This is a genomic window from Enterobacter sp. JS8-1 (assembly GCF_049187015.1).
GTDB lineage: Bacteria > Pseudomonadota > Gammaproteobacteria > Enterobacterales > Enterobacteriaceae > Enterobacter > Enterobacter mori.
In genome coordinates this window covers 426737-440722 of record NZ_CP185805.1, presented here as the reverse complement: position 1 = coordinate 440722, position 13986 = coordinate 426737, and the positions used below count along the sequence as shown (strand labels likewise).

Here is a 13986-nt window from a genome sequence, read left to right as displayed (position 1 = left end):
TGAGAGCTGGATTACGGTTTCTGGATATTTTCATTCGAAATCTTCGCCTCAGATAACACTTCGGGAACATTCCCCCAAAACTAAATTTACAGGCAACTACACTATGGCTATCAGGAAACGAGATATGGTTATGCGCAGGTTTGCTGCTTTATTGTTTGTGTTTCTGCTCAGTGGCTGTAGCGCGCTGCAGGGAACACCGCAACCCGCTCCGCCGGTCGCCGATCACCCGCAGGAAATTCGTCGTAATCAGACTGAAGGATTACAGCGAATGGGCACTGTCTCCGCGTTGGTTCGCGGTTCCCCGGATGACGCGGAAGCCTCTATTGAAGCACAAGCCGCAGCCGCCAAAGCAGATTATTACGTCATCATTATGATCGACGAAACCATCATTACGGGACAGTGGTACTCGCAGGCGATTTTGTACCGTAAGTAATGGCGATCATTTGAACGACATTTACACTGCTTTGCGTCCATAGACATTTTCCTGTCCACAATAAACTCCATGCCTGCACCAATGGAAGTGAGTTTATTTGCGAAGGATTGCCCGGCGGATACCGGAGACATGTGAAATGGAGCTGACGATGAAACGAACTCTTGCCTTGACCACACTGTTGCTCTCAGCAGGCCTTGTGAGCACAACCGCACAATCAGCTGAATTCGCCAGTGCTGATTGCGTGACTGGCCTGAATGAAATAGGCCAAATCTCCGTGAATAACATTTCGGGGAGCCCGCAAGACGTTGAACGTGTCGTTGCATTAAAAGCCGATGAACAAGGCGCTTCCTGGTATCGCATCATCCAGATGCAGGAAGATAACCATGTCGATCATTGGCGGGTGCAAGCCATCCTCTATGTTTAGCCCCTCCCGATAAAAGCCACTTAATTTTAGTGGCTTTTCGTTTTTGCAAATCTTTTATCTTTTTCAAAACCATCCAAAAACAAACAAATAACATTTTGTTACATTAATAGCATAAATGTTATCGCTGCTCTGCCGTTGAACAGGCATACCTTTTCAATGATGAGCAATTTATGATCAATTCTTTCCGCCGTGCGGGTCTGGGCACTAAGCTATCGCTGCTGACCGGTATGAGTGTCGCCATTCTGTTTCTGCTTTTCACTTTTCTGCTCAGCCATAAAGCCAGCCAGCAGCTTGAAGATCTTGCCGTCGAAGATTTGCATAACCAGTCCACCGGCATGGTCGATATGGTGCAGATGTTTAATACCAGTCTGAGCGAAGAGGTCGAAAGCTATACCCGACTGTTTACCACTTTCCTGCCTCAGCCATTTACGGTCGATACGAGTCAGACCCGTACCATTAACGGGATCAATGTGCCTTTGCTGAAAGGCGGCGAATCTGAACTGCATGAAAACAATGCTTTTTCTGACGACTTTCTGAATCGTACGGGCGCAATCTCCACGCTGTTCGTTCGCAGCGGTAACGACTTTATTCGCGTTGCCACCTCCCTGCGCAAGGAGAATGGCGACCGGGCGATGGGAACCCTTCTGGATACCACCAGCCCGGCGTTTGCGGCCGTCACCAGGGGCGAAGTTTACCGTGGCCTGGCGCTGCTGTTTGGTAAACGCTACATCACCCAGTACCAGCCGGTTAAGAATGGTGAAGGCCAGGTTATTGGGATCATCTTTGTTGGGGTAGATATCACACACTCCTGGAACGTTATGCGAGAGAAAATCCTCAACCGTCGGCTGGGCGAGAGCGGGCACTTCTATGTGCTGGATCGCAGCAACGGCAAAACGCGCGGGCAGTTCCTGTTCCACGGTAGTGAAGAGGGGCAACTGCCGAAGTGGGACAGCGCCACCCAACAGCTGCTGCTGAGCGATTCCTCCGGCACGCTGGAGCGCGTAAGCGACGACGGCCGCACGCTGAAAATGGCCTATACGCCGCTGCCGGGCTGGAACTGGACCATCGTGGGTGAAGTGGATAAATCGGTCCTTCTCGCAAGCGTCAACGCCATGCGTGACCGGTTCCTGCTGGCGGGCGTGGTGCTTTCCGTGCTCTTCGCGGGCCTGTTTGTGGTGCTCATTCGACGGATGCTGACCCGCCCGCTGCGTAACGTGATCGAGCTGGCCCGCCAGTATGCCGCAGGCGATCTGCGCGCCAGCCTGCCCGTAACGCGTCAGGATGAGGTCGGCCAGCTGGTTGATGCCATCAACGGTATTGGCGATGGGCTGCAAAAAATTGTCCTGCAGGTGCGTGAGGCCGCGGGCGAGATCCATTTGGGCACCAATGCGCTGGCTTCCGACACCGGAGAAATCTCGGAGCAGATCAACAAGCAGGCCAGCAGCGTGGAAGAGACTTCCGCCAGCATGGAGCAGCTGGCCGCCACCGTGCAGCAAAATGCCGCCAACATGGAGCAAACACAGCAGCTGGTGGGTGAAACCTCGCTCGCGGTTCATCAGGGCGGCGAGACGGTCACCCACGCGGTGTCGACGATGGATGATATCCGCGATGCTTCTAAACGCATTGAGGACATTACCCGCGTGATTGAGTCCATCGCGTTCCAGACTAACATTCTGGCGCTGAATGCGGCGGTCGAAGCGGCTCGCGCGGGCGAACATGGCAAAGGCTTCGCCGTGGTAGCGCAGGAGGTTCGCGCCCTGGCGGCACGCAGTGCCAACGCGGTGAAGGAGATTGAACACCTGATTGGCGATACGCTGAACAAGGTAAGCGAAGGCCACGCGCTGTCAGAAAAGACGCGTCTGGCTATGGACGCTATCATTGTTCATATCGATAACATCAGCCAGCTGGTTACCGAGATTAACCACGCTTCCCGTGAACAATCCGCAGGGATTGGGCAGGTGAATCTTGCCATGACGCACATTGGCGAAGCGTCGCACATCAACGCCGACCGCGTCTCGCGCAGCGAGCAGACCGCACACACGCTACGCGAGAAAGGCTCACACCTTACCCAACTGGTCAGCCTGTTCCAGCTAAAAGGCTAACCGACTCTGCCCGTGGCGCGCAGCAGCAGGTCATTTTGCACCTGTTCGCTCATTAGCGTTCCGCCACGGGTATCCAGCATCATGCGGCACCACGCCTGCGCCACGGGCGGTGAAGCGTGTCGCAGCATCTGGCTTCCGGCACCCAGTAAAAAGAGCTGTTGAGCAATCTCCCGGCCCTGTGCCTCCTGCGGCTTACGCAGTTTTTGCTGCAGCTGTCGCCAGCTGCGGTCGAAGTGTCTGTCCTGCCCTTTTACCTGCGCAAACTCATCTGCAAGCAGATCGTGGATCCCCGGCTGCTTCGCCAGCACGCGCAGCACGTCCAGGCACATGATATTGCCCGATCCTTCCCAGATGCTGTTGACCGGCATTTCACGGTACAGACGGGGAAGTTCGCTCTCTTCGCAATATCCGATCCCACCCAACACCTCCATCGCCTCCGCGACAAATGGGATGCCCGCTTTACACACGCTAAATTTCGCCGCCGGAGTGAAGAGCCGCGCCCAGCCAGCTTCTTGCGGATCGGCACGCTTGTCCCACGCGCGGGCCAGGCGGAACAGCAGCGCCGTGTGCCCCTCCAGCACCAGCGCCATCCGGCTTAACACCTCACGCATTAGCGGCTGGTCGATAAGATTTTTGCCAAAGGTTTGCCGCTGATGGGCATGATAAAGCGCCACCGACAGCGCCCGACGCATGAGTCCGTGGCTGCCCAGCGCGCAGTCGAAGCGCGTCAGACCGCCCATTTTGAGTATCTGCCGTACCCCTTCGCCTTCTTCCCCCAACAGCCAGCCGGAGGCATCGAGGAATTCCGCCTCGCTGCTGGCGTTGGAGCGGTTCCCGAGCTTGTCCTTGAGGCGTTCCAGGCGGACGGCGTTACGTTGTCCGTCGGGTAAAAAGCGCGGCACAAAAAAGCAGGATAGCCCGCCCTTAGCCTGGGCCAGCACCAGATGTGCATCGCTTTGCGGCACGGAGAAAAACCATTTATGTCCCACCAGCCGGTAGCTGCCGTCGCTGCATTTTTCCGCTTTGGTGGTATTGCTGAGCACGTCTGAGCCGCCCTGCTTTTCCGTCATCCCCATACCGATCAGCAGGCCGCGCTTTTGCGCGCCGGGGGCCAGATGCGGATCGTAGCGATCGCTGAGCAGCGGCGTGAGCCAGTCGTGAAATATTTTGGGGAGCGCCTGCTGCAGCAGCGGCGTGGCGGCGAACGTCATGGTGACAGGGCACAGTGTGCCGGCCTCCACCTGAGCATGAAGCACAAAGCGCGCGGCCCGAGCGACAAACGACCCTTTACGCGCCTCCTCTTCCCACGCCAGGTTATGCACGCGGTTGGCGCAAAGCCCCTGCATCAGCAGATGCCATGCCGGATGAAAACGCACGTCGTCCAGCCGCTCCCCCGTGGCGTCATAGCGTAATAGCTCGGGCGGGTTGACGTTTGCCAGCCTGCCAAGCTCCAGCGACTCCGCGGTACCTAATTGCTGCCCGATACTGGCGAGCAACTCAATATCCCACTCGGCGCCTTCACGCGTAACCGCATCGCGCAGGGCGCAGTCCGAGAGAAAAAGGTTGCTGTTGGAAAGCGGTGCCGGTTGATTGAAAACGGTGTGAGTCTGCCAGTGCATGCTGTCTCCCTCCTTCAGTGGCAATGACGATAAGTATGGACAGACCGCGCGCACGCTGCATGGGAGGGGAATCACACGTTCACGATCCCGCTGATATCATTCGTGAAATAGCTCACATAACATAAGAATAAACTATTTCATCACTTCGCTTTTGTTGAATAATTTATTCTTACCCCTTTCAGTGAGGATCGTTATGCAACGGGACGCGCACAAGCGTGCATTAATTGCAGGCTCCATTGGTAACTTTATCGAGTGGTATGAGTTTGCGGTCTACGGTTTTCTGGCAACCGTTATTGCGAAAAACTTCTTCCAGCTTGAAGGAGAAGCGGGGCTTACCAGCCTGATCCTCACCTACGCCTCGTTTGCCATCGCCTTCTTCTTCCGCCCGCTGGGTGCGGTGGTGTTTGGCCGCATCGGTGACCGGATTGGCCGTAAGCCGACGCTAATCATTGTGCTGGTGCTGATGACGCTCGCTACCGCCGCCATCGGCATTGTGCCGGTCTACGCCAGCATCGGGATTGCCGCCCCGCTCATTATTACACTGCTTCGCATCCTGCAGGGGCTGTTCGCGGGGGGCGAGTACGGCGGTGCGGTCTCGCTGATGACGGAGTTCGCCCCGCGCGGCAAGCGTGGACTCTATGGCGCGTGGCAGTCCTTTACCGTGGCGCTGGGGCTGCTGGCGGGGGCAGGCATCGTGGCGCTGCTCTCCGCCCTCCTCACGCCGGAAGCCCTCCACGACTGGGGTTGGCGCATTCCGTTCTTCCTGGCGCTGCCTATGGGCGTCGTTGCGCTGTGGCTTCGAGTCAGCATGGAGGAGACACCCAGCTTTGTGCAGCAGCAGGATAAACCGGCTGTCGCTCAGGCGGATACTGCCGCCACGCTCCGGGCCATCATGATGGGGATTGGCCGCGTGATGGTCTGGTCTGCAGCGGGGTATACCTACCTGGTGATTATGCCGACCTATCTGCAGTCGGCGCTGCACACCGGGTTTAACCAGGCGCTGCTGATAGCGGTGATTTCGAATATTGGGTTTGCGCTGACGATTATTCCGTCGGGGATCCTGAGCGACCGGATCGGGCGCCGCACGGTGATGATTATCGCCACCGCGCTTTTGCTGATCCTCGCCCTGCCGCTGTTGAAAATCCTGCAGGCGGAGTCGAGTACGCTGGCGGTGAAGGCTGTTGTGGTGTTGATTGCGGGCGGTCTGGTCGGGATGCTGGCGGGGCCGGGCCCGGCAATGCTATCTGAGATGTTCCCGACGCGCGTGCGCTATACGGGACTGGGGCTGGCCTACTCTTTGTCGAACGCGATTTTCTCGGGATGTGCAGGGTTAATCATTACCGGGCTGATTAAGCAGACGGGCAACCTGGATATTCCGGCGTATTACGTGATGGCGACGGCAGTGGTGAGTATCTTTGCGCTGATGACGCTGAGAAAGGATGACCATTTGCGTTCGCTGGAGGAGTGAGGTTGTTTTGCCGGGTGGCGGCTTCGCCTTACCCGGCCTACAAAACCGTAGGCCCGGTAAGCGAAGCGCCACCGGGCGAAAATCAGCTACGCTGACGCACCGCTTCAAACAGGCAGATACCCGTCGCAACGGACACGTTCAGGGACGACACGCTGCCCGCCATCGGAATGCTGATAAGCTCGTCACAGTGCTCGCGCGTCAGACGACGCATACCTTCGCCTTCCGCCCCCATCACCAGCGCCAGACGGCCGGTCATTTTGCTCTGGTACAAAGTATGGTCCGCTTCACCGGCGGTACCGACGATCCAGATGTTCTCTTCCTGCAGCAGACGCATGGTGCGCGCCAGGTTGGTCACGCGGATCAGCGGAACATTTTCCGCCGCGCCGCAGGCCACTTTCTTCGCCGTCGCGTTCAGCTGCGCGGAGCGATCTTTCGGCACAATCACCGCGTGTACGCCCGCCGCATCGGCGCTACGCAGGCAGGCACCGAGGTTGTGTGGATCGGTAACGCCATCGAGGATCAGGAAGAACGGGTTATCCAGTTCGGCAATCAGATCCGGCAGATCGTTTTCCTGATACTGACGGCCCGGCTTCACGCGCGCAATAATGCCCTGGTGCACCGCACCTTCACTTTTCTCATCCAGGAACTGGCGGTTCGCCAACTGGATCACCACGCCCTGCGCTTCCAGCGCGTGGATCAGCGGCATCAGACGCTTATCTTCACGCCCTTTCAGAATAAAGACTTCCTGAAAACGCTCCGGTGCGCGCTCGAGAAGGGCCTGCACCGCGTGGATGCCGTAAATCATTTCACTCATTGATGGTTCTCGTAATAAGTATTTCCCCTCCCCCCGTTGGGGAGAGGGTCAGGGTGAGGGGAGAATTTACTCCGCCTGCTTTTTCTTGGCCGCACGCTTCGCTTTGGTCGCGGCAGCTATTTTCTGCGTTTTAGCGGAAGGTTTTTTCGCTGAGCGAGCTTCTTTCTTCGCCGCCTTCGGCTTCTGTTTCTTCTCGCCGCGGAACGCGCTGTCCGGCTCGAAGTTTACCTTCTTGCCCGCCTGACGACGTTTACCGCCGCCCGGTTTACCGTTACCGCCTTTTTTCGCTTTTTCACGCTCGGTTTTGCCGACGTTACGCGGCGCACGCTCGCTGGAGATCAGGCTGAAGTCGATTTTACGGTCGTCCATATTCACGGCTTCGACCTTCACTTCCACACGGTCGCCCAGACGGTATGTCTGGCCGCCAGACTCGCCAATCAGGCGTTGTCCGACCTGATCAAAGCGGTAGTAGTCGTTATCCAGGCTGGAGACGTGCACCAGACCGTCAATAAACAGCTCGTCCAGACGAACGAAGAAACCAAAGCCGGTCACGCTGGCAATCACGCCTTTGAAAACGTTGCCTACCTGATCCAGCATAAAGTCACACTTCAGCCAGTCCGCCACGTCACGTGTTGCTTCATCGGCACGACGTTCGGCCATGGAGCAGTGCTGGCCCAACTGAAGCATCTCTTCCATCGAATAGTGGTAGCCGCCGGTTTCGGTGGTGTTCCCTTTGTGGCCCTGCTCCTGCGCCAGCAGATACTTGATCGCACGGTGGAGGGAAAGGTCAGGATAACGACGGATCGGCGACGTGAAGTGGGCGTAAGACTGCAGCGCCAGACCGAAGTGGCCGCGGTTTTCCGGATCGTAGATCGCCTGCTTCATGGAGCGCAGCAGCATGGTCTGCAGCATTTCTGCATCAGGACGATCGCCGATGGATTCCAGCAGCTCGGCGTAATCGCGCGGCTCTGGCTTGTTGCCACCCGGCAACTCCAGGCCCAGTTCAGCCAGCACAGAACGGAATGAGGTAATGGCTTCCGTGGTCGGCTTATCGTGAATACGGAACAGCGCTGGCTCTTTGGCTTTCTCAACGAAACGTGCCGCCGAGATGTTCGCCAGGATCATACACTCTTCGATCAGCTTGTGGGCGTCGTTACGCTGGGTCTGCTCAATACGCTCAATGCGGCGTTCGGCGTTGAAGATGAATTTCGCTTCTTCGCTCTCAAACGAGATCCCGCCGCGCTCTTCGCGCGCCTGTTCCAGCGTTTTGTAGAGGTTATGCAGCTCTTCGATATGTTTGACCAGCGGCGCGTACTGCTCGCGCAGATCCTGGTCGCCCTGCAGCATATGCCAGACCTTGGTATAGGTCAGACGCGCGTGCGAGCTCATCACCGCTTCGTAGAATTTGAAGCCGGTTAAGCGCCCTTTGGTAGAGATGGTCATCTCGCAGACCATGCAAAGACGGTCAACCTGCGGGTTCAGGGAGCACAAACCGTTAGAGAGCACTTCCGGCAGCATCGGCACAACCTGAGACGGGAAGTAGACCGACGTACCGCGGCTGCGCGCTTCGTTATCCAGCGGCGTATGCGGACGGACATAATAGCTTACGTCAGCGATAGCAACCCACAGACGCCAGCCGCCACCGCGTTTTTTCTCACAGTAAACGGCGTCATCAAAGTCGCGGGCGTCTTCACCATCAATAGTGACCAGCGGCAGGGAGCGCAGATCCACGCGGCCCACCTTAGACTCTTCCGGCACTTCTTCGCGCAGGCTTTCGATCTGATCTTCAACCGCTTTCGGCCAGACGTAAGGGATCTCATGGGTACGCAGCGCCATATCAACGGCCATCGTGGTGCCCATGTTATCGCCCAGCACTTCGACGATTTTACCTACGGCTTTGGTGCGACGGGTTGGGCGCTGGGTGAGTTCTACCACCACCACAAAGCCCATGCGTGCGCCCATCACCTCTTCAGGTGGGATCAGAATGTCGAAGCTCAGGCGGCTGTCGTCCGGTACCACAAAGCCCACGCCCGCGTCGGTAAAGTAGCGGCCAACAATCTGGCTGGTTTTTGGCACCAGCACACGCACCACGCGCGCTTCGCGGCGACCTTTACGGTCCGCGCCCAGCGGTTGCGCCAGGATCTGATCGCCGTGGATACACATCTTCATCTGCTCAGATGAGAGGTACAGATCGTCTTTGCGGCCTTCCACGCGCAGGAAGCCGAAGCCATCGCGGTGACCAATGACGGTCCCTTTCAGCAGATCGAGGCGTTCTGGCAGCGCGTAGCACTGGCGGCGGGTAAAGACCAGTTGCCCGTCACGCTCCATCGCACGCAGGCGGCGGCGAAGGGCTTCAATTTGCTCTTCACCTTCAATGTTTAATTCAACGGCAAGTTCTTCACGATTGGCGGGTTTTTCGCGTTTTGTTAAGTGTTCAATGATGAACTCGCGGCTAGGGATAGGATTCGCGTATTTTTCGGCTTCGCGTTCCTGGAAAGGATCATGTGACATGTCGGTTCCTCCGTTGTCAGCTCCGGTGGAAATTTTCTTCATTCCACCAGCAATAATTTATAAAGCGGTTGATTCTCTTCAACCAAATCGGCCAGCGTGTAGTTATCCAGTTCCATGAGAAAACTTTGCACGGCCTTAGAAAGCGCCTGTTTCAGGCGGCAAGCGGGAGTAATGTGGCAGAACTCGCTGCTGCAGTTCACCAGAGACAACGGCTCCAGTTCACGTACCACATCCCCAACGCGAATACTCTGTGCCGGTTTACCGAGACGGATCCCACCATTCTTCCCGCGGACGGCAGCAACGTATCCGGCACGGCTAAGTTGATTGATTATTTTGACCATATGATTACGGGATACACCATAGACCTCTGTTACCTCAGAGATGCTGGTCATCTTTCCATCGGGTAACGACGCCATGTAAATCAGGGCGCGTAAGCCGTAATCGGTGAAACTCGTTAACTGCACATCAACCTCAGGGAAAAAGGGAAAACGCGGTTAAACCGCAGAGATATTCATTAATGATGATAAACCAGCCAGATAGTTACGGGCTAATTTATTTGACAGACGGGGCGAAAAAGCGGAGATCCAGGAGCGGTCGCCGGATGGCGCTACGCTTATCCGGCCTACGGGTCTCCCCGCAGGCCAGCAGTCACGAAGATTATGCGTCGAACGGGTCGCGCAGGATCATCGTTTCAGTACGATCCGGGCCGGTAGAAATAATATCGATCGGCACTTCGGTCAGTTCTTCAATGCGCTTGATGTAATCCAGCGCCGCCTGCGGCAGGCCGCTACGCTCTTTCACACCGAAAGTGGTCTCAGACCAGCCCGGCATGGTTTCGTAGATTGGCTCGATGCCTTCCCAGTCGTCAGCAGCCAGCGGAGTGGTGGTCACTTCGCGGCCATCTGGCATACGGTAGCCAACGCAGATTTTCACTTCTTTCAGGCCGTCCAGTACGTCCAGCTTGGTCAGGCAGAAGCCAGACAGGGAGTTGATCTGCACTGCACGACGCACTGCGACCGCATCCAGCCAGCCGGTACGACGACGACGACCGGTGGTCGCGCCAAACTCGTTACCCTGCTTGCACAGGAACTCGCCGGTTTCATCAAACAGCTCGGTCGGGAATGGACCGGCACCCACGCGAGTGGAGTACGCTTTGATGATACCCAGAACGTAATCCACATAGCGTGGACCCAGGCCAGAGCCGGTTGCCACGCCACCCGCGGTGGTGTTAGAGGAGGTTACGTACGGATAGGTACCGTGATCGATGTCCAGCAGCGTACCCTGCGCACCTTCGAACATGACGAAATCGCCACGTTTGCGCGCCTGGTCCAGCAGATCGGACACATCCACAACCATACCGGTCAGAATATCAGCCACCGCCATGACGTCATCCAGCACTTTCTGGTAGTCAACAGCGTCAGCTTTGTAGAAATTCACCAGCTGGAAGTTGTGATATTCCATCACTTCTTTCAGTTTTTCAGCGAAGGTCGCTTTGTCGAAGAGATCGCCCACGCGCAGACCGCGACGTGCAACTTTATCTTCGTAAGCCGGGCCGATACCACGACCGGTGGTACCGATCGCTTTCGCGCCACGCGCTTTTTCACGCGCAACGTCCAGCGCCACATGATAATCCAGGATCAGCGGGCAGGCTTCAGAGAGCAGCAGACGCTCACGAACAGGGATACCACGGTCTTCCAGACCTTTCATCTCTTTCATCAGCGCAGCAGGAGACAGCACAACGCCGTTACCGATGATGCTGGTGACGTTTTCGCGAAGAATGCCTGATGGAATAAGATGGAGGACGGTTTTTTCACCGTTGATTACGAGAGTATGGCCTGCGTTGTGACCGCCCTGGTAGCGTACAACATATTTAGCCCGTTCAGTCAGAAGATCAACAATCTTCCCTTTACCTTCGTCACCCCATTGGGTGCCCAGTACGACGACGTTGTTACCCATTTTTTTCAAAATCACCGTTTGCTTAAAAATGGATTCTACCATCGCTTTTTCAGATATACAGCACTTTTTGACCTCAAAATACGCCGATTGCGCCTACTTTTTGATCAGCCAATCGTTTTCTTCAACATGTAGTAGATAACGATACCTGCAACCACAAGACCGCCGCCAAAACGACGCAAAATATTATCCGGCAGTTGGCTCATCGTCGCGATCATTCGACGCCAGGCGCGCGGATAAAGCATCGGTCCAAGACCTTCAAGCACCAAAACCAGGGCCAGCGCGAGCCAGATCGTTGAATTCATTTTTAGTCCTTATAAAAGAAAACCACCGCTCCGTTGAGAGCGGTGGTTTGAATACTCAAACGGACCTGAGTTTATCGCGTTGCGTTAGTCGGCGTCTTCATATAACGGAAGAAATCGCTGTCCGGGCTGAGCACCATCACATCCTGGTTGCTCTGGAAGCTATTCTCGTAAGCACGCAGGCTACGGATAAAGGCATAGAAGTCTGGATCCTGACTGAAGGCATCAGCAAACAGCTTCGCCGCTTCGGCATCGCCTTCACCGCGCAGGATACGACCCTGACGTTCAGACTCTGCGAGCGTCTTAGTCACTTCGTAGTCCGCAGCAGCACGCAGCTTCTCAGCCTCTTCCTGACCCTGTGAACGGTGACGACGGGCTACCGCTTCACGCTCGGCGCGCATACGGTTGTAGATCGCCTCGGACACTTCCGCTGGCAGGTTGATTTGCTTGATACGCACGTCAACGACTTCGATACCCAGCGCGGCCATACTGTTCGGGTTGATCACCGGCACTTTACCGTTAGTTTCAGCCTGAACGCGTTCAGCGGCTTTAGCAATCGCGTCATCCGCTGCTGGCGTTTCCACTTCGTCTTCCGTGCCCGCTGTACCGGAGTTCAGCGCATCACGTACTTCCAGCGTCAGACGGCCGCGGGAGTCGGTCACGATGTCTTTCACATCCAGACGACCAATCTCAGAACGCAGACGGTCAGAGAACTTACGTTTCAGCAGCACTTCTGCCTGAGAAACATCGCCACCGCCCGTTGCCAGGAAGTAACGGCTGAAGTCGCTGATACGCCATTTGATGTAGGAATCAACGATCAGGTCTTTCTTCTCTTTGGTCACGAAACGGTCGGCCTGGTTATCCATGGTCTGGATACGCGCATCAAGCGTTTTCACTGACTGAATGAAAGGCACCTTGAAGTGCAGACCCGGTTCGTAAATCACCGGGCGTTTGTCACCATCACGCACGACGCTGCTGAACTGGAATTTGATCCCACGCTCGCCTTCTTTCACCACAAAGATCGAGGTATACAGCACGACCAGTACGATGACGATGATCGCAATAACTGACTTACGCATCCTTATTCCCCCTGACGCTGGTAGTCGTTACGCTGCGCGTTAGCACGGCGTTGGTCCATAATGTCACCATCGTTCGAAGAAGGCGTTGTGTTCGCGCTGGCGTTGCCTGAAGAGGCTGGTGGCAGACGCAGCAGGTTATTCGCACCGCTGGTGTCTTTCGCAGCCGGTGCAGAACCGCCTTTCAGCATCTGATCCAGCGGCAGGACCATCAGGTTTCCGCCTTTGCTGTCGTTAACCAACACTTTGCGGGTGTGGCTCAGCACTTTTTCCATGGTCTCGATATACAGACGCTCGCGGGTAATCTCCGGTGCCGCTTTATACTCCGGCAGGATCTTCGCGAAGCGAGCCACTTCACCCTGTGCTTCCAGGATGGTCTGAGTCTTATACGCGCGTGCTTCTTCCAGAATACGCTGCGCCTGACCGTTAGCTCGCGGCTGAACTTCGTTGGTGTACGCTTCAGCTTCACGGATGTACTGCTGTTCGTTTTCACGTGCAGCAATCGCATCGTCAAATGCGGCTTTCACCTCTTCCGGCGGACGCGCAGCCTGGAAGTTGACGTCCAGCAGGGTGATACCCATGTTGTATGGACGAATGGTCTCTTCCAGCTCGCGCTGGGTATCGCTACGAATAACGGTACGACCTTCGGTCAGAATACGGTCCATGGTGTACTTGCCGATCACGCCACGCAGGGCGCTGTCGGTCGCCTGACGCAGGCTGTCATCGGCGCTGGTCACGCTAAACAGATAACGCTCAGGATCGGTTACGCGGTACTGCACGTTCATCTCAACGCGCACGACGTTCTCGTCAGAGGTCAGCATCACGCCAGATGCCGCCAGTTCACGGACGGACTCCACGTTAACCGCGGTGACGTTGTCAACGAAGGTCGGTTTCCAGTTCAGGCCAGGTTCAACCAGATGGCTGAACTTACCGAAACGAGTGACCACGCCGCGTTCAGCTTCTTTAATGGTGTAGAACCCGCTGGCTGCCCAGATGATTACCACCGCAGCGGCCACAATGCCCACTACGCGGCCACCCATTGGCGGGCGCGGACTCTGAGTGGAATTACCACCCGAGCCAGAACCTTTTCCTCCGCCAAGGCCACCGAGCTTTTTGCTCAGCTTGCGGAAGATATCATCCAGATCCGGCGGCCCCTGCTCGCGACCACCTTTGTTGCCATTTCCCCCAGAGTTGCCGCCTTGATTATTGCTGCTTCCCCACGGGTCGCGGTCTTGTCCGTTATTACCGGGCTGATTCCACGCCATGTATATGCTCCATATTTGT

General features: G+C 56.4%; 12 protein-coding genes. 4 read left to right on the top strand and 8 right to left on the bottom strand.

Annotation, left to right across the window (positions count from 1 at the left end; translation table 11 throughout):
• Positions 1-103: 103 nt before the first annotated feature.
• From bsmA to ACOQH0_RS02115, 3 genes are all read left to right on the top strand, one after another.
• A complete protein-coding gene (gene bsmA, locus ACOQH0_RS02125; RefSeq protein WP_071985399.1) occupies positions 104-433 on the top strand; it encodes a biofilm peroxide resistance protein BsmA in 330 nt (109 codons plus the stop codon).
• A 148-nt stretch (positions 434-581) separates the two neighbouring features.
• Positions 582-857: a DUF1471 family protease activator YjfN gene (gene yjfN / locus ACOQH0_RS02120; RefSeq protein ID WP_139157912.1), complete on the top strand. Its 276-nt coding sequence runs from the start codon at positions 582-584 to the stop codon at positions 855-857.
• Positions 858-1027: 170 nt separating this feature from the next.
• Positions 1028-2959: a methyl-accepting chemotaxis protein gene (locus ACOQH0_RS02115; protein WP_421511423.1), complete on the top strand. Its 1932-nt coding sequence runs from the start codon at positions 1028-1030 to the stop codon at positions 2957-2959.
• Here the strand turns inward: ACOQH0_RS02115 and ACOQH0_RS02110 are convergent.
• On the bottom strand, positions 2956-4578 hold the full coding sequence (locus ACOQH0_RS02110) for an isovaleryl-CoA dehydrogenase (RefSeq protein WP_421511422.1): 1623 nt from the start codon (positions 4576-4578) through the stop codon (positions 2956-2958). The genes ACOQH0_RS02115 and ACOQH0_RS02110 overlap by 4 nt on opposite strands.
• Positions 4579-4771: 193 nt before the next feature.
• Here ACOQH0_RS02110 and ACOQH0_RS02105 point away from each other — a divergent pair, with 193 nt between their 5' ends.
• On the top strand, positions 4772-6046 hold the full coding sequence (locus ACOQH0_RS02105) for an MFS transporter (protein ID WP_089599125.1): 1275 nt from the start codon (positions 4772-4774) through the stop codon (positions 6044-6046).
• Between the two features lie 82 nt (positions 6047-6128).
• Here the strand turns inward: ACOQH0_RS02105 and rlmB are convergent, their stop codons facing one another.
• The 7 genes from rlmB to hflK form a co-directional block, all read right to left on the bottom strand.
• Positions 6129-6860, bottom strand: coding sequence for a 23S rRNA (guanosine(2251)-2'-O)-methyltransferase RlmB (gene rlmB, locus ACOQH0_RS02100; RefSeq protein WP_058840431.1), 732 nt, complete (start codon positions 6858-6860; stop codon positions 6129-6131).
• Between the two features lie 66 nt (positions 6861-6926).
• On the bottom strand, positions 6927-9371 hold the full coding sequence (gene rnr, locus ACOQH0_RS02095) for a ribonuclease R (protein ID WP_042713434.1): 2445 nt from the start codon (positions 9369-9371) through the stop codon (positions 6927-6929).
• A gap of 38 nt (positions 9372-9409) precedes the next feature.
• Positions 9410-9835, bottom strand: a complete 426-nt coding sequence (gene nsrR / locus ACOQH0_RS02090) for a nitric oxide-sensing transcriptional repressor NsrR (RefSeq protein WP_010427492.1) — start codon at positions 9833-9835, stop codon at positions 9410-9412.
• A 193-nt stretch (positions 9836-10028) separates the two neighbouring features.
• Positions 10029-11327, bottom strand: a complete 1299-nt coding sequence (locus tag ACOQH0_RS02085; RefSeq protein WP_042713442.1) for an adenylosuccinate synthase — start codon at positions 11325-11327, stop codon at positions 10029-10031.
• Positions 11328-11431: 104 nt separating this feature from the next.
• Positions 11432-11629 carry a DUF2065 domain-containing protein gene (locus ACOQH0_RS02080; RefSeq protein WP_010427497.1) on the bottom strand — a complete coding sequence of 66 codons (198 nt, stop codon included), beginning with the start codon at positions 11627-11629 and terminating at the stop codon, positions 11432-11434.
• 71 nt (positions 11630-11700) lie between these two features.
• Positions 11701-12705 (bottom strand): protease modulator HflC, encoded by a 1005-nt coding sequence (hflC, locus tag ACOQH0_RS02075; RefSeq protein ID WP_010427498.1) that lies wholly within the window; start codon positions 12703-12705, stop codon positions 11701-11703.
• Between the two features lie 2 nt (positions 12706-12707).
• Complete coding sequence (hflK, locus tag ACOQH0_RS02070; protein WP_010427500.1) at positions 12708-13967, bottom strand: FtsH protease activity modulator HflK; 1260 nt, start codon at positions 13965-13967, stop codon at positions 12708-12710.
• Positions 13968-13986 lie beyond the last annotated feature (19 nt).